General features: G+C 68.4%; 20 protein-coding genes. 14 read left to right on the forward strand and 6 right to left on the reverse strand.

Annotated features, from left to right (window positions below):
• Positions 1 to 71: 71 nt before the first annotated feature.
• Positions 72 to 1,133, forward strand: a complete 1,062-nt coding sequence (locus tag AC1VNX_RS10470) for an adenosine deaminase (RefSeq protein WP_483156641.1) — start codon at positions 72 to 74, stop codon at positions 1,131 to 1,133.
• On the opposite strand, the gene AC1VNX_RS10475 is transcribed toward AC1VNX_RS10470, so the two are convergent.
• Entirely contained in the window at positions 1,094 to 2,401 is a 1,308-nt protein-coding gene (locus AC1VNX_RS10475) for an MFS transporter (RefSeq protein WP_483156642.1), read from the reverse strand. The genes AC1VNX_RS10470 and AC1VNX_RS10475 overlap by 40 nt on opposite strands.
• Before the next feature lie 105 nt (positions 2,402 to 2,506).
• On the opposite strand from AC1VNX_RS10475, the gene AC1VNX_RS10480 reads away from it, so the two are divergent.
• The 4 genes from AC1VNX_RS10480 to AC1VNX_RS10495 all read left to right on the forward strand — a co-directional run bounded on the left by AC1VNX_RS10480 (position 2,507) and on the right by AC1VNX_RS10495 (position 9,523).
• Positions 2,507 to 3,532 carry a LysR substrate-binding domain-containing protein gene (locus AC1VNX_RS10480; protein ID WP_301508722.1) on the forward strand — a complete coding sequence of 342 codons (1,026 nt, stop codon included), beginning with the start codon at positions 2,507 to 2,509 and terminating at the stop codon, positions 3,530 to 3,532.
• Positions 3,498 to 4,304 (forward strand): helix-turn-helix domain-containing protein, encoded by an 807-nt coding sequence (locus AC1VNX_RS10485; RefSeq protein WP_483156643.1) that lies wholly within the window; start codon positions 3,498 to 3,500, stop codon positions 4,302 to 4,304. Before AC1VNX_RS10480 ends, AC1VNX_RS10485 begins: the two co-directional genes overlap by 35 nt.
• 92 nt (positions 4,305 to 4,396) lie before the next feature.
• Positions 4,397 to 6,928, forward strand: a complete 2,532-nt coding sequence (locus AC1VNX_RS10490; protein WP_483156644.1) for a penicillin acylase family protein — start codon at positions 4,397 to 4,399, stop codon at positions 6,926 to 6,928.
• Between the two features lie 135 nt (positions 6,929 to 7,063).
• Positions 7,064 to 9,523 (forward strand): penicillin acylase family protein, encoded by a 2,460-nt coding sequence (locus AC1VNX_RS10495; RefSeq protein ID WP_483156645.1) that lies wholly within the window; start codon positions 7,064 to 7,066, stop codon positions 9,521 to 9,523.
• A gap of 27 nt (positions 9,524 to 9,550) precedes the next feature.
• On the opposite strand, the gene AC1VNX_RS10500 is transcribed toward AC1VNX_RS10495, so the two are convergent.
• Positions 9,551 to 10,786, reverse strand: coding sequence for an MFS transporter (locus tag AC1VNX_RS10500; RefSeq protein WP_483156646.1), 1,236 nt, complete (start codon positions 10,784 to 10,786; stop codon positions 9,551 to 9,553).
• Between the two features lie 171 nt (positions 10,787 to 10,957).
• Between AC1VNX_RS10500 and AC1VNX_RS10505 the strand changes: the two genes are divergently transcribed.
• The 3 genes from AC1VNX_RS10505 (at position 10,958) to AC1VNX_RS10515 (ending at position 14,034) form a co-directional block, all read left to right on the forward strand.
• On the forward strand, positions 10,958 to 11,905 hold the full coding sequence (locus AC1VNX_RS10505) for a GlxA family transcriptional regulator (protein WP_483156647.1): 948 nt from the start codon (positions 10,958 to 10,960) through the stop codon (positions 11,903 to 11,905).
• A 109-nt stretch (positions 11,906 to 12,014) separates the two neighbouring features.
• Positions 12,015 to 12,845 (forward strand): SDR family NAD(P)-dependent oxidoreductase, encoded by an 831-nt coding sequence (locus tag AC1VNX_RS10510; protein WP_483156648.1) that lies wholly within the window; start codon positions 12,015 to 12,017, stop codon positions 12,843 to 12,845.
• 88 nt (positions 12,846 to 12,933) lie between these two features.
• Positions 12,934 to 14,034, forward strand: coding sequence for a BMP family ABC transporter substrate-binding protein (locus tag AC1VNX_RS10515; RefSeq protein WP_483156649.1), 1,101 nt, complete (start codon positions 12,934 to 12,936; stop codon positions 14,032 to 14,034).
• Here the strand turns inward: AC1VNX_RS10515 and AC1VNX_RS10520 are convergent, their stop codons facing one another.
• The 3 genes from AC1VNX_RS10520 to AC1VNX_RS10530 form a co-directional block, all read right to left on the reverse strand.
• Positions 14,035 to 14,763 carry a nucleotidyl transferase AbiEii/AbiGii toxin family protein gene (locus AC1VNX_RS10520; RefSeq protein WP_483156650.1) on the reverse strand — a complete coding sequence of 243 codons (729 nt, stop codon included), beginning with the start codon at positions 14,761 to 14,763 and terminating at the stop codon, positions 14,035 to 14,037. It abuts the gene before it with no gap.
• On the reverse strand, positions 14,756 to 15,226 hold the full coding sequence (locus tag AC1VNX_RS10525; protein WP_483156651.1) for a helix-turn-helix domain-containing protein: 471 nt from the start codon (positions 15,224 to 15,226) through the stop codon (positions 14,756 to 14,758). The genes AC1VNX_RS10520 and AC1VNX_RS10525 overlap by 8 nt, the downstream gene beginning before the upstream one ends.
• A 65-nt stretch (positions 15,227 to 15,291) precedes the next feature.
• On the reverse strand, positions 15,292 to 16,173 hold the full coding sequence (locus tag AC1VNX_RS10530) for a LysR family transcriptional regulator (protein ID WP_483156652.1): 882 nt from the start codon (positions 16,171 to 16,173) through the stop codon (positions 15,292 to 15,294).
• Between the two features lie 103 nt (positions 16,174 to 16,276).
• Between AC1VNX_RS10530 and AC1VNX_RS10535 the strand changes: the two genes are divergently transcribed.
• From AC1VNX_RS10535 to AC1VNX_RS10560, 6 genes are all read left to right on the forward strand, one after another.
• The gene (locus tag AC1VNX_RS10535; RefSeq protein ID WP_301508728.1) at positions 16,277 to 16,882 is read left to right on the forward strand and encodes a short chain dehydrogenase; all 606 of its coding nucleotides are present in this window, start codon (positions 16,277 to 16,279) and stop codon (positions 16,880 to 16,882) included.
• Positions 16,879 to 17,868 (forward strand): NHL repeat-containing protein, encoded by a 990-nt coding sequence (locus tag AC1VNX_RS10540; RefSeq protein ID WP_483156653.1) that lies wholly within the window; start codon positions 16,879 to 16,881, stop codon positions 17,866 to 17,868. Before AC1VNX_RS10535 ends, AC1VNX_RS10540 begins: the two co-directional genes overlap by 4 nt.
• Positions 17,869 to 17,944: 76 nt before the next feature.
• Positions 17,945 to 19,231 carry a guanine deaminase gene (guaD, locus tag AC1VNX_RS10545; protein ID WP_483156654.1) on the forward strand — a complete coding sequence of 429 codons (1,287 nt, stop codon included), beginning with the start codon at positions 17,945 to 17,947 and terminating at the stop codon, positions 19,229 to 19,231.
• Positions 19,232 to 19,307: 76 nt separating this feature from the next.
• Positions 19,308 to 19,874, forward strand: a complete 567-nt coding sequence (dcd, locus tag AC1VNX_RS10550) for a dCTP deaminase (protein WP_093199891.1) — start codon at positions 19,308 to 19,310, stop codon at positions 19,872 to 19,874.
• Positions 19,875 to 19,973: 99 nt separating this feature from the next.
• Positions 19,974 to 20,855 carry a KPN_02809 family neutral zinc metallopeptidase gene (gene ypfJ / locus AC1VNX_RS10555; RefSeq protein ID WP_483156655.1) on the forward strand — a complete coding sequence of 294 codons (882 nt, stop codon included), beginning with the start codon at positions 19,974 to 19,976 and terminating at the stop codon, positions 20,853 to 20,855.
• 131 nt (positions 20,856 to 20,986) lie between these two features.
• Positions 20,987 to 22,456 (forward strand): DEAD/DEAH box helicase, encoded by a 1,470-nt coding sequence (locus AC1VNX_RS10560; protein WP_483156656.1) that lies wholly within the window; start codon positions 20,987 to 20,989, stop codon positions 22,454 to 22,456.
• A gap of 204 nt (positions 22,457 to 22,660) precedes the next feature.
• Here the strand turns inward: AC1VNX_RS10560 and AC1VNX_RS10565 are convergent, their stop codons facing one another.
• Positions 22,661 to 22,888 carry a hypothetical protein gene (locus AC1VNX_RS10565; protein ID WP_301508733.1) on the reverse strand — a complete coding sequence of 76 codons (228 nt, stop codon included), beginning with the start codon at positions 22,886 to 22,888 and terminating at the stop codon, positions 22,661 to 22,663.
• Between the last annotated feature and the right edge of the window lie 77 nt (positions 22,889 to 22,965).

Genomic DNA, 22,965 nt, shown 5'->3' on the forward strand with positions numbered 1-22,965 from the left:
AGACATCGCGCCGGCAGGTGGCTGCCCTTATGCTGTGCGGGATCACAACGCAGCAGCAGTTCGCACCCACCATGACCGATTTACGCCCCACCTACGACAAGAGCTTCGACCGCATCGCCGCCGACCGCCTGCCCGCGCTGCTGCGCGCCATGCCCAAGGCGGAGCTGCACATGCACATCGAGGGCTCGCTCGAACCCGAGCTCATCTTCGCGCTCGTGCAGCGCAACGGCGTGTCCATTCCCTACGCCAGCGTCGAGGAGCTGCGCAAGGCCTACGCCTTCACCAACCTGCAGAGCTTCCTGGACATCTACTACGCCGGCGCCAGCGTGCTGATCAAGGAGCAGGACTTCCACGACATGGCCTGGGCCTACCTGGAGCGCGCCGCGGCCGACAACGTGGTGCACACCGAGATGTTCTTCGACCCGCAGACGCACACCGCGCGCGGCGTGCCGATGGAAACCGTGGTCAACGGGCTGCACCGCGCCTGCGTCGATGCGCAACCGAAGCTGGGCGTGAGCGCATCGCTCATCCTGTGCTTCCTGCGCCACCTGAGCGAGGAAGACGCCTTCGAGACGCTGGAGCAGGCGCTGCCCTACCGCGACAAGTTCATCGGCGTGGGGCTCGACTCCAGCGAGGTCGGCCATCCGCCCGAGAAGTTCGCCCGCGTGTTCGCGCGCTGCCGCGAGCTGGGCTTCCACCTCGTCGCGCACGCTGGCGAGGAAGGCCCGCCCGAATACGTGTGGAGCGCGCTCGACGTGCTGAAGGTGGAGCGCGTCGATCACGGCGTGCAGAGCACCAAGGACCCTGAGCTGATGAAGCGCCTGGCGAAGGACCGCATTCCGCTCACCGTGTGCCCGCTCTCGAACCTCAAGCTCTGCGTGTTTCCCGACCTGTCGAAGCACAACCTCGGCGCGCTGCTCGACGCAGGGCTGGTGGCCACCGTCAACTCCGACGACCCGGCCTACTTCGGCGGCTACATGAACCAGAACTTCACCGAGACCTTCGCCGCCACTGGCCTGAACGCGCAACAGGCCTGGCAGCTCGCAGCGAACAGCTTCGAGGGCAGCTTCATCGACGCGGCCGCCAGGCGCGCCTACGTCGACCGGCTCAACGCCGTCTTCGCGAGCTTCTGATCGGCGGCGGGCCGCGCCACCAGCAGCGGCATCGCCACCAGCGCACAGGCGCTGGCCGCCAGCCAAACCATCGGCCAGCCCTGCAGCGCCAGCAGGTGCGGAATGGAGAAGGGCGTGACGAAGCACACCAGGAACACACTGGTGTTCGCCATCCCCAGCGCGGTGCCGGCACGCGATGCGCCGGCCAGCGTGGCGAGCTCGGTGTAGGCCACGCCGTGCCATGCCGACACGCACACGCCGCTCACGCCCAGCAGCACGACCAGCGCGATGCGAAGCGCCAGTGAATCAACAGCGTGCGTGCCCGCGGCCAGTGCCAGTGCCGCGAGGCCCGCGAAAAGAAGAACCGTGAGCCCGCTGCAGGCGCGCAGGTAGGCCGGCCGGTTCCTTTTGCGGTCGGTCCAGCGGCCGCTCCACACGCGCATGACCATCGCGCCGCCCTGCACGAACACCATCGTCGCGGTGATGGTTGCGAGGCCCGCGTGGCCGAAGTCGTGCAGGAACACCGTGCCGAAGGAGAGCACCGCGAACTGCGGCGCGCAAAGAATGCCGATGCCGGCCACGATGCGCCACACGCGCGCATCGCGCAGCGGACCGGACTTCGGCGCGGCGGCTGAAGCCGGCGCGGACTTGTCGTTGTGCGGCGCGATGGGCGGCTCGTGCACCCAGGCCCAGCTCATCACCGCGCTCAGCGCGCACAGCAGCGCGAGCAGGCCGTAGAGCGCCGCGAAGCCGAAGTGCAGCGCAACGAAGGGCAGCACCAGCGCGCCGATGCCGCCGCCCATCGGCACGGCCGTCTGGCGGATGCTCATGGCGAGGCCGCGCTCGCTGGCGTCGAACCAGGTCATCACCGCGCGGCCGCTGGCGCCGTTGACGCTGCCGCCGAGCAGGCCCACCAGCAGCAGCCCGCTGCCCAGCCAGCCCAGCCCCGGAATGTGCCCCGCGGCCGGCGCGGCCCACAGCGCCATCGCGATGAGCGCGAGGGCCGTGCTGCCCAGGCCCGCCAGCAGCACGGGACGGTCGCCCCAGCGGTCGGTCAGCAGGCCCCAGGGCAGCTCGCTCACCGCGATGCCCAGTCCCATGAGACCGAGTACCAGCCCGAGGGTGGCGTTGTCCAGCTGGTAGCCGGTGCGCATCAGCACGGCGGTCATCGGGATGCCGCTGAAGGCCACCGAGAAGGCAGCATTGGCGGCCACGCCTGCCGCCAGCACCTTCCAGCGGTGGCGCGGCGTGAACGAAGAGGAGACGGGGGAAGAAGGCGAGTGGGTCATCTTGCCGGGCAGTTTCCGTCTCGGCGAAGGTTTTGAAAATCAGAAAATAATTGGCGAATCGTCCTGAAAAACAGGATGATCGCCACGAAACCCGAAGGAGCCGGAATGAGCCAGGTGATGTTCGATCTCGACGTGCTGCGCACTTTCTCCACCGGTATCGCGCTCGGCAGCTTCGCGCGTGCCGCCGACAAGCTGGGCCGCTCGACCTCCGCCGTGAGCGCGCAGTTGAAGAAGCTCGAATCGCAGGCCGGCACAGTGCTCTTCCGCAAGGCGGGCCGGGGGCTGGAGCTCACCGATGCCGGAGAGACGCTGCTGGCGTATGCCCACCGCATGCTCGAACTCAACGAAGAAGCCAGTGCCGCCATGCGTGGTGCAGACCTGCAGGGATCCGTGCGGCTGGGCCTGCAGGAAGACTTCGGCGAGACGCTGCTGCCGGCCGTGCTGGGCCGCTTCGCGCGCGCGCATCCCAAGGTGCGCATCGAGGCCTGCGTGGCGCGCAGCAGCGAGTTGCGCGAGCGGCTCGAACTCGGCCAGCTCGACCTGGCCCTGGCGTGGGACGCGGGCGACCAGCCGCTGTCGCCGTATGCCGAGCGCGTCGCGCGGCTGCCCCTGCTGTGGATCGGGCCGCGTACGCCCGAGCGGGTAGAGGCGCCCTGGTGGACGCAGCGCGAGCAATTCGGCGGCGTGCGCCAGCCCAAGAGCAAGGAACCGCTGCCGCTCATCATGCTCGACGCGCCTTGCCCGCTGCGAGAGATCGTCATCACTGCGCTCGACAAGGCCGGCGTGCCGTGGCGGCGCGCCTTCGGCAGTGCCAGCCTCGCGGCGCTGTGGGCCGCGGCCTCGGCCGGGCTGGGCCTCACCGTGCGCACGCCCTTCGGCCTGCCATCGCACGTGCGCGCCATCGACCGTTCGACGCTGGCGCTGCCCGCGCTGCCGCAGATTTCACTCGTGCTCTATCGCGCGCAGGCCCTGCCGGAAGCGCCCGCGAGCCGCCTTGCCGCGCTGCTGCTGGAGGCCGTGCGCCAGCATGTCATGCCGGCCGGCTTGCCGATGCGGGAGAATCCGCCGCTGGAGACAAGAACAAAAGTGATACGGCATGGCAACGCAAAACTTCCTGCACCTGTGGGATGACAGGTTCCTCTACATCACACCGGCCATCCAGTCGGGCCTGACGGCCCGCTCGTCGGCCACGCTGCTGGCCTCGGTCAGCGGGCATCCGTTCACGCTGGAGGCAGTCGACGGCACCCGCGTGCGCTGCACCGCCGCACTGGTCGCGCCGCACGTGTCGCGGCGGCTCGACGTCGACGGCTGCGGGCTGCTCTCGCTGAACCTCGACCCGGCTTCCAGCGCCTACCGCATGCTCGCGCGGCGCATGGGCGGCCACGGCATCCAGCCCATCGACGCGCGGCGCTTCGGCGCGCTGCGCGACGACTTCCAGCCGGCGCAATGCGGCGCGCTGCCCAACGAGCGGCTGCAGTCGCTCAGCGCGAAGATGGTCGAGGCCATCACCGAGAGCCCCGAGCTGCAGGCGCCGCTCGATCCGCGCGTCGACCGCGTGCTGCAGGCCATCCGCGCGCATGCGGGGCAGATCGCGCTGCCCGATCTCGCGGCAGTGGCCTGCCTCTCGCCCGATCGCCTCACGCACCTCTTCGCAGAGCAGGTGGGCGTGTCGGTCAAGCGCTATGCGCTGTGGACCAAGGTGCGCCGCACGGTGCAGCAGTTCACCGGCCACGGCTCGCTCACCGACGTGGCGCTGATCAGCGGCTTCACCGACGCGGCGCACATGAGCCGCACCTTCCAGCGCTACTTCGGCCTGCCGCCTTCGTTCCTGGCGAGCCAGGTGCGCGTGACGGCCGACGAGCAGGCCTCGCACGCATGGGGCCAGAGCGTGCAGATGCATTGAATCTGCATTGCAGCGGCTGCGTACAAGCCGTGCGCCGCGAGGCTGCCTAAGCTCCGGAACGCTCCGCCAAGAGAGCATCAACTGGAGACATCATGAGACTTTCGATCCGTCGCGGCATCGTGCCGCTGTCGTTGCTCGCGCTCGCCGCCGCGGCCGTTCTCACAGCCTGCGGAGGCGGTGGTGGAGGCAGCGGCTTCTCGTTCCTCCCGCCGCCTTCCACGCCGGCCAACCCGCCGGCCGATGGCACCTACAAGGCCGAGATCCGCCGCACGTCGATGGGCGTGCCGCACATCAAGGCCGACAACTGGCCCGGCGTGGGTTACGGCTACGGCTACGCGCAGGCGGAGGACGACCTGTGCACCATGGCCGACTCCTTCCTTACCTACCGCGGCGAGCGCTCGCAGTATTTCGGCGCGGACGCGAAGCTGGTGGCCAGCAGCACCATCGGGCTGCCGAAGAACATCGACTCCGACTTCTTCCACCGGCACGTGATCTCGGCCGACGTGCTGCAGAAGATGATCGACGCGCAGCCCGACAACCTGAAGAAGCTGGTCGTGGGCTTCGCGGCCGGCTACAACCGCTACGTGCGCGAGGTGAAGGCAGGCGGCACAGCCCATGCGGCCTGCCGCAACGAGGCGTGGGTGCAGCCCATCACCACCGACGACATCTACCGCCGCATGTACGCGGCCAACCTCGCGGGCGGCTACAGCAACTTCCTCGCGAACATCGCCAACGCGACGGCGCCTGCGGTGGTGGCGCCCACCAAGGTGTCGGCGCACCGCCCCGTCCACAGGAAGGCGGCGATACGGATGGCGGCACTGAAGATCGAGGAGCCCGAGCTGCAGGTGGGCGGCCACGAGGGCGTGGGCAGCAACATGATCGGCTTCGGCACCGCCGCCACCGGCGATTCGAGTCCGTTGCTCTTCGGCAACCCGCACTGGTACTGGCGCGGACCCGACCGCTTCTACCAGGCGCAGCTCACCATTCCGGGCGAGCTGAACATCAGCGGCACCTCGTTCCTCGGCATTCCGGTGATCCTCATCGGCTTCAACGACAACATCGCGTGGAGCCACACCGTGTCGACGGCGCGGCGCTTCGGTTTCTTCCAGCTGAAGCTGGCATCGGGCGACCCGACCAGCTACATGCGCGACGGCGCGGCAGTGAAGATGCAGCCCTCGACGATCACTGTGAAGGTGAAGGGCACCGACGGCGCGATGACGCAGGTCACGCGCACTCTCTACAAGAGCGAGTACGGCCCGATGGTCAACCTGGCGCCGATGAACGCCGGCCTGGCATGGAGCCAAACCATGGCTTTCGCCATCCGCGACATCAACGGCGAGAACTACCGAACCTTCCGCAATTGGATGCGCTGGAACCAGGCGAAGTCGCTCGACGAGTTCATCGCCATCCAGCGTGAGGAAACCGCGATTCCATGGGTCAACACCGTGGCCGTGGGCCGTGGCAGCGCCAAGGCCTGGTACGCCGACATCGGCGCCGTGCCCAATGTGTCGCCCGCGCAGGTGACCGACTGCACCACGGCCATCGGCACCTCGATGCAGGCGACGCTGCCGCGCGTGCCGATCTTCGACGGCTCGCGCAGCGCCTGCGACTGGCAGACCGATGCCGACTCGGCGCAGAAGGGCGCCATCGGCGCGTCTCGCATGCCCAACCTGCAGCGCGACGACTACGTGGCGAACATGAACGACAGCTACTGGCTGGCCAACCCGAAGGCGCCGATGACCGGCTTCCCGGCCATCATGGGCCCGGCCGGCTCCGACCCCGTGAGCTTCCGCACCCGCATGGGCAACGTGCTGGCGCAGGGCCGCATCGACGGCTCCGACAGCTATGGCGCGAAGGGCGCGACGCCCGACACGGTGAAGCGCATGGTGCTGAACAGCCGTGTGCTCACGGCCGAGCTCTTCAAGGCGCAGGCGTTGCCCATCGTGTGCGCCACCTCGCCGATCAAGATCTCCGCCGACCCGCTGACGAGCGAAGCCATCGGCCCGGACGTCGACGTCACGGCGGCCTGCAGCGCGCTGCAGGCCTGGGACGGCGCCGGCACGAGCGGTTCGAAGGGCGCGCACCTGTGGGACGAGTTCTGGAGCCGCGCATCGCAGATTCCGGCGGCCTCGCTCTACAACGTGCCCTTCGATCCGGCGGACCCGATCCACACGCCGCGCGACCTGAACAGTGCGGCCGCCACGCAGCTGCAGCAGGCCTTCGGCGCCGCCGTCGCCCGCGTTCAGGCCAGCGGCTACGCGGTGGATGCCGCACGCGGCGACTACCTGTTCGCCACGCGCGGCGGCAAGAAGATTCCGCTGTACGGCGGCTGCGGCGGCCCGGGCTACTTCACCATCGCCTGTTCTGAGAACCGTCTCGACAAGGGCGGCTACACCATGGACAGCAACCCGAACGGCAACAGCTACATGCAGGTCGTGCGTTTCCCCGACGGCGGCGTGGAGGCCCACACCTTCCTGACTTTCTCGCTCTCGGACGATCCGGCCTCGGCGCACAACGGCGACTACACCCGCGCCTACAGCGAGGGCAAGTGGCTCAAGGTGCCGTTCTCCGAATCGGAGATCAAGGCCGACGCGAGCTACCACAGCACGTCGATTGCCGAATGACATCGCCGACAAGCTGAGTAAAGAAGGGGCGCGTGCGGGGCGCGCCATCGGCCGCCGGTTTTAAGATAGCCGGCGAACGCGCCACGCACGCTCACGGCCCACGCAGCTGCGTTCCTCATACAACAGGAACACTGCATGCGCCCGAAATCTTCGCGCGGCCTCGGGCCGCTTTTTTTCGTGCCGGTTGCCATGGCCCTTGTGGCCTGCACTGGCATTTCCGACCGGTCTTCTTCTGCATCTCTCCAGGATTCCTCGGCGCGCTCCGCCGGCTACAAGGCCGAGATACGCCGCACCGCCATGGGCGTGCCGCACATCAAGGCCGACGACTGGGCCGGCGCGGGCTATGGCTACGGCTATGCGCAGGCGCAGGACGACCTGTGCACCATGGCCGACGGCTTTCTCACCTACCGGGGCGAGCGCTCCGAGTTCTTCGGTGCGGAGGCCAGGCCGCCGGCCAGCGGCACCATCGGCCGGCCGAAGAACATCGATTCGGACTTCTTCCACAGGCACGTGATCGGCACCGATGTGGTCGATGCCATGGCACGCGCGCAGCCGGCGACCATCCGTGGCATGGTCGAGGGCTTCGCCGCCGGCTACAACCGTTACGTGCGCGACCTGAAGAGCGGCGCCGTGGACAAGGGCAATGCCCACGCGGCCTGCCGCAACGAGGCGTGGGTACGCCCGGTGAGCGCCACCGACATCTACCGCCGCATGTACGCCACCAACCTCGCGGCGGGCTACAGCAACTTTCTCTCGAACATCGCGAATGCCATGCCGCCCGGCGCCGGGGTGCCGCCGCTCGGGGCGAGCGACGCGCAGCCGCTGGCATTGCAGGTCGGCGGCACGGCGGGCGTGGGCAGCAACATGATCGGCTTCGGCACCGCCGCCACCGGCGATGCGAGCCCGCTGCTCTTCGGCAACCCTCACTGGTACTGGCGCGGGCCTGACCGCTTCTATCAGGCGCAGCTCACCATTCCGGGGCAGCTCGATGCGAGCGGCACCTCATTTCTCGGCGTGCCCGTGCTGCTGATCGGCTTCAACAACGACATCGCGTGGAGCCACACCGTGTCGGCGGCGCGGCGCTTCGGCCTCTACCAGCTCGCGCTCGTGCCCGGCGATGCCACCAGCTACCTGCGCGACGGCAAGCCCGTGAAGATGCAGGCGCGCGCCATCACCGTGAAGGTGAAGCAGGCCTCGGGCCGCGTCGAGCCGGTGACGCGCACGCTCTACGCCTCGGAATACGGCCCGCTCGTGGACCTGGGCGCGATCGATCCGGCGCTGGCCTGGAACCAGTCGGCAGCCTTCGCCATCCGCGACATCAACGCCGACAACTTCCGCACCTTCCGTACCTGGCTGCGCTGGGCGCAGGCGAAGTCGCTCGACGAACTCATCGCCATCCAGCGCGAAGAGGCATCGATCCCCTGGGTCAACACCGTGGCCGTGGGACGCGGCAGCGCCAAGGCCTGGTATGGCGACATCGGCGCGGTGCCCAACGTGTCGCCCGAGCAGGTGGCCACCTGTACCACGCCGGCCGGCAAGGCGATGGCGGCCGCGCTGCCGCGCGTGCCGGTGCTCGACGGCTCGCGCAGTGCCTGCGACTGGCAGACCGATGCCGATTCGGTGCAGAAGGGCGCAATCGGCGCCTCGCGCATGCCCAGCCTGATGCGCGACGACTACGTCGCCAACATGAACGACAGCTACTGGCTCGCCAACCCGAAGGCCCCGCTCACGGGCTACCCGGCCATCTTCGGGCCGACCGGCAGCGACGCGCAGAGCTTCCGCACGCGGCTGGGGCACCTCATCGCGCAGGGCGCGGCCAAGGGCGCGACGGTCGAAGCCGTCGAACGCGCAACGCTCGACAGCCGCGCCTACACCGCCGAGCTGTTCAAGGGCCCGGCGCTGGAGATGGTGTGCGGCGTGCCCCGCATCGAGGTGAGGGGCGACGCGCAGACTGGTGAGTCGTTCTCGCCGCCGCGCAGCGTCGACACCGGCACTGCCTGCGCGGTGCTGAAGGCATGGAACAACACCGGCGTGGCCTCCGCGCGCGGCGCCCACGTATGGGACGAGTTCTGGGCGCGCGCCATGCGCCTGCCCGCCGACAAGCTCTATGCCGTGCCCTTCAGCGCCAGCGACCCCATCGGCACGCCGCGCGGCCTGAAGCCCTCGGCCGCCGACGACCTGCGCCAGGCCTTCGGCGCGGCCGTGCTGCGCGTGCAGGCCAGCGGCTACGCGCTCGACGCGCCGCGCGGTGAAGCGCTTTTCGTGACGCGCAATGGCCGCAAGGTCCCGCTGTACGGCGGCTGCGACACCCAGGGCTACTTCACCGTCATGTGCTCGGAGAACCCGCTCGACAAGGGCGGCTACACCATGGACGGCGACCCCAACGGCAACAGCTACATGCAGATCGTGCGTTTCCCCGCCGGCGGCGTCGAGGCCCGCACCTTCCTGAGCTTCTCGCTCTCGGACGATCCCGCCTCGCCGCACAACGCCGACTACACGCGGGCCTACAGCGCCGGGCAGTGGCTGCGCCTGCCGTTCTCGGAGGAGGAGATCAAGGCTGACGCCGCGTACAGCAGCGTGTCCATCCGCGAGTGAGGCTGGGGGCGAAGCGGTGGCTCTTCATCAGCGCCGCTTCGCCAGCCAGTTCCATCCGGCACCCGCAGCCATCAGCACGCAGGTGCCGAGGAACACGGCGCGCATGCCGATGTGCCCGCCCACGAAGCCGCCCAGCAGCGGCCCGGCCACCTGGCCCGTGTACTGCGCCGAGGTCGAATAGCCCAGCATGTTGCCGGCCACGCGCTCGGGCACGTTGTGGCGGATCACGCTCGCGATGCACGGCAGCAGCCCGCCGAGCGACAACCCCATCAGGAAGCGCAGCACCACCAGCTGCCAGCCCGAGGTGACGAAAGCCTGCGGCACCAGCAGCAGCGCCGACACCGCGAGGCAGCCCACGATCACGTTCCAGTGCCCCACGCGGTCGGCCAGCCTGCCCAGCCGCGAGGCCGAGAGAATGCTGCCCAGCGCAGCCGCCGACATCACGAGGCCGGCCATCATCGTCACCCGATTCGGATCTTCCACCAGTGTGGCGACATAGACGGTGATGATCGGCTCGATCGACATGTTCGCCAGCATCAGCAGCATGCCGGTGAAGAGCATCGCGACGAGAGGGCGCTTGTCGGGCACGGCGGCCCAGCCGGTCTGCTCGGAGCTGTCGCTGCCTTGCTTGCGCGCGGCAGGCGCCTTGCGCTCCTCGCGGATCAGGAAGGCCGTCGCGAGAAAGGCCACGAAGATGATCGCGCCCGCCGCGAAGAAGGTGTTGCGGATGCCGATCAGCGGCGGCAGCGCGCCACCGACCAGCGGCCCCACGAGATTGCCCGCCATGATGGCCGACGACATCGTGCCCAGCGCCCAGCCGGTGCGGTCCTTGGGCGTCTGCGTGGCCACCAGCACCATCGAGCCCGAGGCGTAGCCGCCCAGCAGCCCCGCCAGCAGCCGCAGCCCCACGAGCTGCCAGACGTTGCCCGCGATGCCGATCAGCGCCATCGCCACCGCCATGCCCAGGCTCGCGCGGATCAGCATCGGCTTGCGCCCGTAGCGATCGGCAAGCCGCCCCCACAGCGGCGCCACCAGCGCCGCGCTGAGAAAGGTCGCGCCATACGCCGCCCCCGACCACTGCACGATCGCCGCATGGTCCTTCACGCCCAGCTGCTCGACGTACAGCGGCAGGAAAGGCAGCAGCAGCGTCATCGCGATGATGGTGGTGAAGGAGCCGAACATGCAGACGGCGAGGTTGCGCTGCCAGTGGATGCTGGCGCCCTGCCCGGCGGATGGGGCGTTGGTGGTCGTGGAGTGCGTCATGGGGAGCGCCCATTGTGGGATGCCGTGCGCGGGCTGGCGCTTGCCGATTGGCGGCGGCACCCATCGCGGCGTGGAAGGGCGCGCCGTGTATCCCTGAAGCCCACGCGGTCAGCGCAGGTCGTTTAGTCTGGCGTCCTGCATCCGGTACAACCCTCCTTTCAGGACATCGCCATGAAACGCATCGGCGTGCTCGTCTTTCCCGGCTTCCAGATACTCGACCTCGCCGCCATCGCGGCGTTCGAGCTCGCGAACATCCATGCCGGCAAGCCTGTCTACAAGGTCGAGCTGCTGTCGGAGGAGGGCGGCCTCGTGGTCAGCTCCTCGGGCGTGGCCACCGACAGCAAGCGCTTCAGTACCGCGAAGTTCGACACGCTGCTGATGGGCGGTGCGCTCACCATCGTGGACACGACCGAGAAGATGCGCCGCTTCCTGCGCGCGGGGCTGCGCGATGCGCGCCGCGTGGCCAGCATCTGTACCGGCGCCTTCGGGCTGGCCGACGCGGGCCTGCTCGATGGACGCCGCGCAACCACGCACTGGTCCTTTGCGGGCGAGCTGCAGAAGCGGCATCCGGCCATCAAGGTGCAGCCCGACCGCATCTTCATCAACGACGGGCCGGTGTGGACTTCGGCCGGCATGACGGCGGGCATCGATCTCGTGCTGGCGCTGGTGGAGGAAGACCTCGGCGTGGAGGCGGCGCGCTTCGCGGCGCGCAAGCTGGTCGTGTACCACCGCCGCGCGGGCGGGCAGTCGCAGTACTCCGCGCTGCTCGAGCTGGAGCCCAAGTCCGACCGCATCCAGAAGGCGTTGGTGCATGCGCGGGCCAACCTGCGCGACACGCTGTCGGTGGAAGAACTCGCCGAGGTCGCTCACCTGAGCCCGCGCCAGTTCAGCCGGGCCTTCAAGGCCGAGACCGGCCAGTCGCCCGCGCATGCGGTGGAGAACCTGCGCGTGGAGGCGGCGCGTGCGCTGATCGACGAGGGCAGCCTCGCGCTGGGCGTGGTCGCGCGCGAAACGGGCTTCGGCGACCCCGAGCGCATGCGCCGCGCCTTCCTGCGCACGCTGGGGCAGCCGCCGCAGAGCGTGCGCCGCGTGGCGCGCCGGGAGGCTGTGGCGGCCTGAGGCGCCGGATGTCCTGAAAAGTGGCTTATATGACATTTACGCCATAGCCTTCCGGGAGGAGACTTTCCCCACGGCCGCACACATCGACGCGGCCAAAAAGGAAAGCTCCATGACCACCACCGTTACTGCTTCAGCAAACTCCCTCAAGGGCACGGCCCTCGTCACCGGCGCCTCGTCGGGCATCGGCGCCGTGTATGCGGACCGCCTCGCGCGCCGCGGCTTCGACCTGATCCTGGTGGCGCGCAACCGCGAACGCCTGGAGACACTGGCCGCGAAGCTCGTGCGCGAGACCGGCCGCAAGGTCGAGGTTCTTCCCGCCGACCTGATGAGCCGCAAGGACATCGCGCAGGTCGAAGCCACGCTGCGCACCCGCGGCGACATCACCATGCTGGTGAACAACGCGGGCGTCGGCGCCGCTGCACCGCTGCTGGCCTCCGACGTCGACAAGATGGAGGAAATGATCGCGCTCAACGTGAGCGTGCTCACGCGGCTCACCTACGCGGCCGTGCCCGGCTTCGTGGCGCGTGGCACCGGCACGCTGGTGAACATCGCCTCCATCGTCGCGATCTCGCCCGAGACGCTCAATGGCGTGTACGGCGGCAGCAAGGCCTTCGTGCTCGCGCTGAGCCAGTCGCTGCAGCACGAACTCAAGGACAAGGGCGTACGCGTGCAGGCAGTGCTGCCGGGCGCGACGGTCACCGAGTTCTGGGAGGTTGCCGGCCTGCCGATGGAGCACCTGCCGAGCGGCATCCTGATGAGCGCGGAAGACATGGTCGACGCCTCGCTGGCGGGGCTCGACCAGGGCGAGCAGGTCACCATTCCCGCGCTGCCCGATCTCGCCGAATGGGATGCCTTCGATGCGGCTCGGCGTGCGATGTCGGGGCGGCTGTCGGCGCCGCGTCCTGCGCAGCGGTATCGCGCTGCCGGAGCGCCAGCCTGAAGCCCCGGCACTAGAATCCTCACCCCGCAGCAGGGCGTCCCGGCCTGCTGCGGGGTTTTGCTTTTCCGGGGCCATGTAGAGGAACACCATGTACAAAAACCTCGCGGGCCGCGCCGTTCTGGCGTTGGCCGCCGCGTGCTTTCTATCTCCCGCCTTCTCGCAAACGCAGTCGCCGAAAGAGCCGCTGAAGATCGGCTTCGTCTACGTCACGCCCGTCACCGACGCGGGCTGGGTGCGCCAGCACGAGGAAGGCCGCAAGGCCGTCGAAGCGGCGCTGGGCGCGAAGGTCAGGACCACCTACGTCGAGAACGTGGCCGAGGGTGCCGATGCGGAGCGCGTGATCCGCGACCTCGCTCAGCAGGGCAACAAGCTCATCTTCACGCCGAGCTTCGGCTACATGGAGCCGACGATGAAGGTCGCGAAGGACTTCCCCGACGTGAAGTTCGAGTCGATCACCGGCTACAAGACCGCGCCCAACGTGGCGACCGCCAATGCGCGCTACTACGAAGGCCGCTACCTGGCAGGCATCGCGGCAGGGCGCATGACGAAGACCAACGTGGCCGGCTACGTCGCGGGCTTTCCGATTCCGGAGGTGCTGCAGGGCATCAACGCCTTCACGCTCGGCATGCGCTCGGTGAACCCTTCTGCGCAGGTGCGCGTGGTGTGGCTCAACGAATGGTTCGATCCGCCGAAGGAGCGCGACGCGGCCATGGCGCTGTTCAACCAGAACGCCGACGTGGTCGCATTCCACACCGGCTCCACCGCCGTGATGGCGGCGGCACAGGAGCGCGGCAAGCTGGCCATCGCGTACCACTCCGACATGCGCAAGATCGCGCCCGACGCGCAGGTCGTCGCCGTCACGCACGAATGGGGCGGCTACTACACGCAGCGCGCGAAGGCCGTGCTCGATGGCAGCTGGAAGAGCGGCAACCTCTGGGGCGGCGTGAAGGAAGGAATGATCCGCGTCGGCGACTTCGGCACCAAGGTGCCCAAGGCCGTGCAGGACGAGGTGCTGGCGCGGCAGAAGGACATCGCGGCGGGCAAGCTGCAGCCCTTCCGTGCGGTTGCGGCCGATGTGCGCGACAACGAAGGCCGTGTCGTGATCGCAAAGGGCGCGCAGTTGAGCGACGAGCAGATCCTGACGATGAACTGGCTCGTGGAGGGCGTGCAGGGGCGGGTGGGGCGCTAGCTAGCCCGGCTGGCGACCGGCGCGCGAAACGCGAGGCAGCAGTGCCTTTATGCGCTGTCGAAGCAGCGCGGGTGTGACGGTCGGAGTCATCTGCAGCACGGCCATGCAGCGGTCCATTCGGCCTTGTCGCGAAAGCAGTGCCTCGGCGGCCTTGGCCAGGTCGGCCTCGATGCTGTCGCCGTAAGCACCGCCCGCCTTGGCCGTTGCCTGACGCAACAGCTTTGCGCTAGGGTTCATCATCGCGAGGTCGATGACGTCGCGGCTGAATACGCTGTCGTCGGCCCAGCGGTCCGAGTTGGCGAGCAGCTTGCTCGTTGCCATATCGAGCGGTGTCAGCGTTGCGATGTCGCCGATCCGGTCTTCCGCGTCCGGCAATTCAAGTGCGATGCGCGCTTCGAGCACGATCTCGAATTTGATCTCCGTGTCGTCCACACGAACCGACGACCGGATGCCGTACTGATCGGCGCGGAGTTCGGCCGATTGCTGTATTTGCAAGCCTCGTCGGGCGAGAGCGCCAAGGCCCTGATCTCCCGTCAGCAGCTGGCGCAGGTGGCGGTAGCCGCCGATGTCGGACACGAGGAAGTCGATGTCCACGGATTCGCGGTACTCGCCGTAACGAAGCGCGATGGCCGTGCCGCCGCCGAAGAGGCAGTTGTTCCGGGCAAGCAGGTCCGCATCGAGCGAGGCCAGCACCTGGGCGACGCGCTGATGGTGCGGCCGCTCAAACATGCAGTGGCTTTCTGCCGAGAGCGCGAGCCAGGTCGGCCAGCAGTTGTCGCTCTGCCGCATCCAGCGCGGCGACGTCGACGTGACGCCAGTTGCGTTCGTAGGTGCCCCATGCCTCCTCGGGCGTGAGTTCGGTGGCAGGGTTCAGTTGCCAGGCAAGCCGGCGCAGCTGGGGGTAGTCGGCAATTCGAATGCCCTCGGCGAGCGGCGCAAGGACAGGTGGTTCGGTGGACATCACCACATCGACATCGAGCCCCAACGCTCCCAGCGCATTCATGTAGGCGCCCATCGTCACCGAAGGTTCTCCACGCTCGATCCTGTGCAAGGTCATGCGGGACAGGCCCGCTGCTTCCGCAGCGGTGGTGGCGCTGACTTTCAGTGCCTTGCGGCGTGCATGAATGCGGCGGCCGAGTGTTGCAAGGCGTCGGTCTGCCGTGGCGGTGGTTGGCGGAGAGGTGGATGGCATTGTGTATCTCATATTAGGCAAATCTGAAGATTTGTCCAGAATGAGCTACTTCAGGCGTTCTCCCCTCAACCCAGCCGCTCCACCACGAAATCCACGAAGGTCCGCAGCTTCGCGCTGGGCCGCGCTTCCGGCAGCCGCATGATGTGCACGGGCCGCGTGGGCAGTTCCCAGTCGGGCAGCAGTTGCACCACCTGGCCCGATGCGAGGGCGGGGGCGAGCAGGGCGTCGGCCTGCACGATCACGCCCACGCCTGCCATGGCGGCGGCCAGCAGGGCCTGGCCGTTGTTGGTGGTGAGCGGGCCGCGCACGGGCACTTGCACCGTCTTGCCCTCGCGCGTGAAGCGCCAGGAATGGTCCGGGCCCCAGGCCGCGAAGCCGAGCAGCGGGAAGGCTTCGAGCTCGGCCGGGTGCTTCGGCTGCCCGTGGCGCGCGACCCAGGCGGGGCTGGCCACGGCGTACATGCGCGCCAGCGCAAGCGGCCTTGCGATGAGCCGCTCGTCGACCGCCGCGCCAGAGCGGATGCCGCAGTCGAAGCCTTCTTCGGCCAGGTCGACCACGCGGTCGTTGAGGTTCAGCTCCACCTTCACCTGCGGATAGGCGGCGATGTATTCGCCGATCACCGGCGTGAGCCGGTGCGCGCCGTAGGCCACGGGCGCGGTGACTCGCAGCACGCCCTGAGGCATGGCGCGAAGCGACTCGGCCACGCCGTCGGCGGTGTGCACGCTGGCCAGCACGTCGCGGCAGCGTTCGAGATACGCAGCGCCGATCTCGGTGAGCGCGTGGCGGCGCGTGGTGCGTTCCAGCAGGCGGGCGCCGAGCTGGTCTTCGAGCGCGCGGATGTGCTTGCCGACCATCACGGCCGAGAGATCGAGCGCCTGCGCGGCGGCGGCGAAGCTGCCTGCGTCCACCGTGGCGACGAAGACTTCCATGGCTCGGAGTTTGTCCATATTGCGAATTATCAGTTTCGAATTGCCTAACCAGAAGCCAATTTATCGAATCGATGGTTCGCAAAAGAATCGCCGCTTGTTGATTCACTTTGGCGAGGTTTTCATGAAGGTTCTTGTTGTGGGCGCGACGGGCGCGGTCGGCGGCGCGGTGGCGCAGGTACTGGCGCAGCGGGGTCACGAGGTGATCCGAGCGGGTCGCACGCGCGGCGACCGGCAGGTCGACATCACCAGCGATGCCAGCGTCGAGGCGCTGTATGCGGCCGTGGGGCGCGTCGATGCGATCGTCTCGACGGCCGGTGGCCTGTTCTTCGGGCCGCTGGCAGAGATGACGCCGGCGAACTTCAATGTCGGCCTGCAGGACAAGCTGCTGGGCCAGGTCCGGCTCGCGCTGCTCGGCCAGCACGTGCTGCGCGATGGCGGCTCGATCACGCTGACCACGGGCGTCGCGGCCGACGATCCGGTTCGCGGCGGAGGCAATGCGGCCGCCGTGAATGCGGCGGTCGAGGGCTTCGTGAAGGGCGCGGCGATCGAGCTGGCACGCGGCCTGCGCATCAACGCGGTGAGCCCGACGCTGCTGACCGAGTCGGTGGCGGCGTATGGCGCGCTCTTTCCGGGCGTCGAGACCGTGCCGGCCGCGCGCGTGGCGCTGGCTTACGTGCGCAGCGTCGAAGGTCCGCTGACGGGGCGCGTGTTTCGCGTGTGGCAATGAGGAGCGGGCATGCACGGCTGGCGGGCGCGCTGCTCGCGCTCGCGGCGACGGCGGCCATTGCGGCGCCACCCGTGGTGCAGGCGCTGCCTGAAGACTGGTATCCGGAAAGCATCGCCATCGGGCCGGACGGCGCGTTCTACGTCGGCAGCTGGCGGCAGGGCGCGGTCGCGCGACTGAAGCCGGGCGCCGCGCCGAAGGCCGAGGTGCTGGTCAAGCCCGGTGCCAACGGCCTGGCGAACGGGCAGGGCGTGCTGGTGGATGCGAAGCGTGGGGCTCTCTGGGTCTGCTCGGGCAACATCGGCTTCACCACCGTGCCGTCGACGCCGAGCGCGCTCAAGCGCTACGACCTGGCCACGGGCGCGCCGCGCGCGAGCTATGCGATGCCGGACGGCGGCTACTGCAACGACCTCGCGCAGGACACACGCGGCAATCTCTACGTGACCGACTCCTACCACCCGCGCGTGCTCAAGCTCGCACCGGGCGCCGCAGCGCTCGCGATATGGAAGGAAGACCCGGCGCTGGCCGGCCCGGGGCCCTACAAGGGCCTGAACGGAATTGCCATCGACCGCGGGCGCGACGTCTACGTGAGCCTGGTGGCTGCGGCTTCCTACGTGCTGCGCATCGGGCTGGGCGCAGACGGCAACGCCGGCGAGGTCACGCGCATCGAGGCGCCGCGCGTGCTGAAGAACGTCGACGCGATCCGCGCCTGGAAGCCGGGCCGGCTCGTGCTGTTCGAGAGCAATGCCTTCGGCGAAGGGCCCTACGGCGGTCAGATCACCGTGGCGAGCGTCGAAGGCACGAAGCTCGGCCTGCAGACCGTGGTGACGGGGCTCAACGACCCGTCTTCCGGTGCAGTGCTGGGCGATCGCGTCTACTTCATCGAGTCGAAGTATTCGCTGCTGACAAAGCGCAACGAGGACGGCGACGGGCCGGTGCCGACGGGCGTGCCCTTCGATATCCAGTCGCACGCACTGCCGTCGCGGTGAGTGCGTTGGGCATATAGCACTCATACGCCCATGGAAATTGCGGTGGGGCGGCGCTGGATTACCCTCCGCAACCACGATGAAAAAAGCCTACCGCGCCTCCCTCCTGCGCTTCGATGCCGCCGGCCAGCCCGTTTTCGACGAGGACGGCCTGCTGGTCGTCGCCCCCGACGCCACCGGCCGCCAGCGGGTGCTCGATGCCGGCAGCCATGCCGACGTCGCCGGGCGCCATCCCGGCGCTCACACGACCCATCTGCCGGGGCGCATCCTCGCGCCGGGCTTCGTGGACATGCACATCCACTATCCGCAGACCGACATCATCGGTTCGCCCGCGCCGGGCCTGCTGCCCTGGCTCGAAAACTACACCTTTCCCGCGGAGAGCAAGTTTGCCGACCCCGCGCATTCGAACGAAGTGGCGCAGTTCTTCCTCGACGAACTGCTGCGCAACGGCGTCACCACCTCGCTGACCTTCGCGACCTCGCACGTGGCCTCGGTCGATGCTCTCTTCGAGGGCGCGCAGCGCCGCGGCATGCGCATGATCACCGGCAAGGTGCTGCAGGACCGCAACTCGCCCGACGGCGTGCGCGACCAGACCGAGCAGAGCCTGGTCGATACCGAGGCGCTGATCCGCAAGTGGCACAACGTCGGCCGGCTGGGCTACGCCATCACCCCGCGTTTCGCGCCCGCGAGCACAGACGCCCAGATGTGGGGCGCGAGCGAACTGGCCGCGAAGTACGCCGACACCTGGATCCAGTCGCATGTGGCGGAGAACCGCGACGAGGTGAGCTGGGTGCGCGAGCTGTACCCGAAGGCGCGCTCGTACCTCGACGTGTATGCAGGCTTCGGCCTGATGCGCGAGCGGGCCGTGTACGCCCACTGCATCTACCTCGACGAGGCCGACCGCGCCCTGCTGCGCGAGACCAGGACGGCGGCCGCCGTGAGCCCGACCAGCAACCTGTTCCTGGGCAGCGGCTTCTTCGACTTCGGCGCGGCCGACCGCGTGGGCTATCCCTACGGCCTGGCCAGCGACGTGGGCGGGGGCACCAGCTTCAGCCCCTTCCACACCATGATGGCCGCCTACTACGTCGGCCGCGAAGGGCAGACCAAGACCGGCCTGAGCATCGCGCCGTCGGAACTCTGGTGGCGCCACACCGGCGGCGCGGCGCGGGCGCTGGGGCTCGACGGCGTGGTCGGCAACCTGCAGCCGGGCTGCGAGGCCGACTTCCTGGTGCTCAACCCGGGGGCCACGCCGCTTCTGGCGCGCAAGACGAAGCAGGCGAACTCGCTGGAGGAAATGCTCTTCGCGATGATCGTGCTGGGCGACGACCGGCTGGTCGAGCGCACGGTGATTTCGCAGGCGCTGTAGCCCCTGCGGCTGGGGGCGGGGTGGCCGCGCGTGCCACAATTCGCCCCCGATTTCCCCGCAGCAGCAGCGAGCGCATATGAGCATCAAGAGCGACAAATGGATCCGGCGGATGGCCGAGAACGAAGGAATGATCGATCCCTTCGAGCCGGGCCAGGTGCGCGAGGCCTCCGGCCACAAGATCATCAGCTACGGCACCTCGAGCTACGGCTACGACATCCGGTGCGCGCCTGAATTCAAGGTCTTCACCAACATCCACAGCACGGTCGTCGACCCGAAGAACTTCGACGAGAAGAGCTTCGTGGACATGCACGGCGACTACTGCATCATCCCGCCCAACAGTTTCGCGCTGGCGCGCACCGTCGAATACTTCCGCATCCCGCGCAACGTGCTGACCATCTGCCTGGGCAAGAGCACATATGCGCGCTGCGGCATCATCGTCAACGTGACCCCCTTCGAGCCCGAATGGGAAGGCTACGTGACGCTCGAGTTCAGCAACACCACGCCGCTGCCCGCCAAGATCTACGCGGGCGAAGGCTGCGCGCAGGTGCTGTTCTTCGAGAGCGACGAGGTCTGCGAGACCAGCTACAAGGATCGTGGCGGCAAATACCAGGGACAGCGCGGCGTGACCCTGCCGAAGACCTGATCACCCCGGCATAAGCGCTTACACGGGTGCGCCGCACCCGAAGTACCATCCTGCGGTCACCGGCAATCACTTCTGCAAAAGGCCGGTAAGGAGAGCGCGATGAGATGGGAAGGCAACGAACAATCGGACAACGTCGAGGACCGCCGCGGTGAAGGCGGAGGCGGTGGCGGCTTCATCGGCGGCCGGGGCATCGGCATCGGGACCATCGCGGTCGCGCTGATCGCGGGCTGGGTCTTCGGCATCAATCCGCTCACGGTGCTGAGCCTGCTCAGCGGTGGCGGCGGGCCGGCCCAGGTGCAGCAACAGCAGCAGGGGCCAGCGCCGAAGCCGCCGTCGAATGACCGCGAGGCGGCCTTCGTCTCCACTGTGCTCAAGAACACCGAAGTGGTCTGGACGGACATCTTCCGCAAGAACGGCGGCACCTACCATCCGCCGCGGCTCGTGCTGTTCCGCAGCGCGACGCCCACGGCCTGCGGCACCGGGCAGTCGGCCATGGGGCCGTTCTACTGCCCGGGCGACCAGAAGGTCTATATCGACCTCGGCTTCTACGACACGCTCAAGAACCAGCTCGGCGCGCCGGGCGAGTTCGCGCAGGCCTACGTCATCGCGCACGAGGTCGGCCACCATGTGCAGGACGAGCTCGGCATCACCGCCAAGGTCGACGGCATGCGCAGCCGCCTGAGCCAGACGCAGAACAACGCGATGAGCGTGCGCGTCGAGCTGCAGGCCGACTGCTTCGCGGGCGTGTGGGCACACCATTCGCAGGAGTCGAAGAAGTGGCTCGACCCGGGTGACATCGAGGCCGCCATGAACGCCGCGCAGAAGATCGGCGACGACGCCCTGCAGCGTTCCGCGGGCCGCGCGGTGGTGCCCGACAGCTTCACCCACGGCTCCAGCGCGCAGCGCCAGCGTTGGTTCGGCGCGGGTTATCAAAGCGGCGACATCAAGGCCTGCGATACCTTCAACGCGCGCAGCCTGTGAGCTGCGACGGCCTCGAACCTGCATGCAGACTGGCTTGATTGCTATTGAATAAATAGCAATTTGGCCGGCGCGGGCGTTGTCACGGCGCGGTCACTGCCGTTTTTTGCGGCAGTGCGACAATAGCGGGCTCAATGACAAGTTCCTTCTCCAATCTGATGCTGGCTGAACCGCTGGCGCGCGCCGTGGCCGAAATGGGCTACGAGACCATGACACCGATCCAGGAGCAGGCCATTCCGGTCGTGCTCTCGGGCCAGGACGTGATGGGCGCCGCCCAGACCGGCACCGGCAAGACGGCGGCGTTCTCGCTCCCGCTGCTGCAGCGCATGCTCAAGCATGAAAACGCCTCGACCTCGCCCGCGCGGCATCCGGTCAGGGCCTTGGTGCTGCTGCCCACGCGCGAGCTGGCCGACCAGGTTGCGCAGCAGATCAAGCTGTATGCCAAGTACACCAACCTGCGCAGCACGGTGGTGTTCGGCGGCATCGACATGAAGCCGCAGACGCTGGAACTGAAGAAGGGCGTCGAAGTGCTGGTGGCCACGCCCGGTCGCCTGCTCGATCACATCGAAGCCAAGAACGCGGTGCTCAACCAGGTCGAATACGTGGTGCTCGACGAGGCCGACCGCATGCTCGACATCGGCTTCCTGCCCGACCTGCAGCGCATCCTGAGCTACCTGCCCAAGCAGCGCACCACGCTGCTGTTCTCGGCCACCTTCTCTCCCGAAATCAAGCGGCTTGCCGGCAGCTACCTGCAGAACCCGGTCACCATCGAAGTGGCGCGGCCGAACGAAACGGCGGCCACCGTCGAGCAGCATTTCTACAGCGTGGCCGACGACGACAAGCGCCGCGCGCTCAGGCAGATCGTGCGCCAGCGCGGCATCACGCAGGCCTTCGTCTTCGTCAACAGCAAGCTGGGTTGCGCGCGGCTCGCGCGTTCGCTCGAGCGCGACGGCCTTCGCACCTCCGCACTGCACGGCGACAAGAGCCAGGACGAACGCCTGAAGGCGCTCGCGGCCTTCAAGGCCGGCGAGGTCGACCTGCTGGTGTGCACCGACGTCGCCGCCCGCGGCCTCGACATCAAGGACGTGCCCGCCGTCTTCAACTTCGACATTCCGTTCAACGCCGAAGACTACGTGCACCGTATCGGCCGCACGGGCCGCGCCGGTGCCTCGGGCCTGGCCGTGAGCTTCGCCAGCGGCGGCAACGATGCCCGCCTGGTGGCCGACATCGAGAAGCTGATCAAGAAGAAGATCGAACTCGAACCCGTCGAGTTCGAGGAAGACCGCCCACGCGGCCGCATCAACGACGGACGCCGTCACTGGCGCGAAGAAGGCGAAGCCGGCGACGCACGCGATGTGCTCGACCAGCCGCGCGAACGCCGTGACGCCGACGCCCGCCGCGTTGGCGGAGGCCGCCCGCATCGCGCACCCGCGGCGCCGCGCGATCCGTTCTTCGACAAGCCCTACGAGCCGGGCCAGCCCGACGCGACGCCCGCATGGGAGGCCGCCGCCAAGGCCGCAACGCCCGGACGCGGCAGCATCTCGAGCAACATCAAGCCCAAGCGCAAGGTCGCGGCCCTGTTCAAGAGCGCCGAGCCGAGCTGAGTCGAATCAAGTCATGATCCCCCTTCGCGAAACACCGAGGAACCGGCTTTGCCGGGCCTCAGGTGTTGCCCCCAGAAGGGGGTTGGCGAAGCGACACGAAGTGCGCGCAGCCTGGGGGTGAGCCCAGGACTCCGGGCCTCAGGTGTTGCCCCCCGGAAGGGGGTTGGCGAAGCGACGCGAAGTGCGCGCAGCCTTGGGGGCGCCCTACCTCCAGCCGCGATGCCAGCCGTATTGCGGGTGGTGCCAGCCCCAGCCATAGCGCGGGTGATACGCCCACACGAAGCCGACGCCCGGCGACACATACGTAGGTGCCACATAGGCCACGCCAGGAGGCGCCGCATACACGGGGCCTGGGGCGGCGGGTGCGACCACGCAGCCGGTGAGCAAGGCTGCCAGCGCGGCAGCGGACAGGGCAAGAACTGGGAATCTCATGGCGAAGCTCCTGGAACGAGTTGTTGTCGGTGTGAACCTCCAACGTCGTCCAGTACCGCCGGATGACGGCCTTTACC

Source organism: Variovorax sp. TLI9-5A (assembly GCF_056867935.1).

Excerpts from the sequence above, each read along its gene's own strand:
- AC1VNX_RS10470 (WP_483156641.1), top strand. The coding sequence starts at position 72 with ATGACCGATTTACGCCCCACCTACGACAAGAGCTTCGACCGCATCGCC.
- AC1VNX_RS10475 (WP_483156642.1), bottom strand. The coding sequence starts at position 2,401 with ATGACCCACTCGCCTTCTTCCCCCGTCTCCTCTTCGTTCACGCCGCGC.
- AC1VNX_RS10480 (WP_301508722.1), top strand. The coding sequence starts at position 2,507 with ATGAGCCAGGTGATGTTCGATCTCGACGTGCTGCGCACTTTCTCCACC.
- AC1VNX_RS10485 (WP_483156643.1), top strand. The coding sequence starts at position 3,498 with ATGGCAACGCAAAACTTCCTGCACCTGTGGGATGACAGGTTCCTCTAC.
- AC1VNX_RS10490 (WP_483156644.1), top strand. The coding sequence starts at position 4,397 with ATGAGACTTTCGATCCGTCGCGGCATCGTGCCGCTGTCGTTGCTCGCG.
- AC1VNX_RS10495 (WP_483156645.1), top strand. The coding sequence starts at position 7,064 with ATGCGCCCGAAATCTTCGCGCGGCCTCGGGCCGCTTTTTTTCGTGCCG.
- AC1VNX_RS10500 (WP_483156646.1), bottom strand. The coding sequence starts at position 10,786 with ATGACGCACTCCACGACCACCAACGCCCCATCCGCCGGGCAGGGCGCC.
- AC1VNX_RS10505 (WP_483156647.1), top strand. The coding sequence starts at position 10,958 with ATGAAACGCATCGGCGTGCTCGTCTTTCCCGGCTTCCAGATACTCGAC.
- AC1VNX_RS10510 (WP_483156648.1), top strand. The coding sequence starts at position 12,015 with ATGACCACCACCGTTACTGCTTCAGCAAACTCCCTCAAGGGCACGGCC.
- AC1VNX_RS10515 (WP_483156649.1), top strand. The coding sequence starts at position 12,934 with ATGTACAAAAACCTCGCGGGCCGCGCCGTTCTGGCGTTGGCCGCCGCG.
- AC1VNX_RS10520 (WP_483156650.1), bottom strand. The coding sequence starts at position 14,763 with ATGTTTGAGCGGCCGCACCATCAGCGCGTCGCCCAGGTGCTGGCCTCG.
- AC1VNX_RS10525 (WP_483156651.1), bottom strand. The coding sequence starts at position 15,226 with ATGCCATCCACCTCTCCGCCAACCACCGCCACGGCAGACCGACGCCTT.
- AC1VNX_RS10530 (WP_483156652.1), bottom strand. The coding sequence starts at position 16,173 with ATGGACAAACTCCGAGCCATGGAAGTCTTCGTCGCCACGGTGGACGCA.
- AC1VNX_RS10535 (WP_301508728.1), top strand. The coding sequence starts at position 16,277 with ATGAAGGTTCTTGTTGTGGGCGCGACGGGCGCGGTCGGCGGCGCGGTG.
- AC1VNX_RS10540 (WP_483156653.1), top strand. The coding sequence starts at position 16,879 with ATGAGGAGCGGGCATGCACGGCTGGCGGGCGCGCTGCTCGCGCTCGCG.
- guaD (WP_483156654.1), top strand. The coding sequence starts at position 17,945 with ATGAAAAAAGCCTACCGCGCCTCCCTCCTGCGCTTCGATGCCGCCGGC.
- dcd (WP_093199891.1), top strand. The coding sequence starts at position 19,308 with ATGAGCATCAAGAGCGACAAATGGATCCGGCGGATGGCCGAGAACGAA.
- ypfJ (WP_483156655.1), top strand. The coding sequence starts at position 19,974 with ATGAGATGGGAAGGCAACGAACAATCGGACAACGTCGAGGACCGCCGC.
- AC1VNX_RS10560 (WP_483156656.1), top strand. The coding sequence starts at position 20,987 with ATGACAAGTTCCTTCTCCAATCTGATGCTGGCTGAACCGCTGGCGCGC.
- AC1VNX_RS10565 (WP_301508733.1), bottom strand. The coding sequence starts at position 22,888 with ATGAGATTCCCAGTTCTTGCCCTGTCCGCTGCCGCGCTGGCAGCCTTG.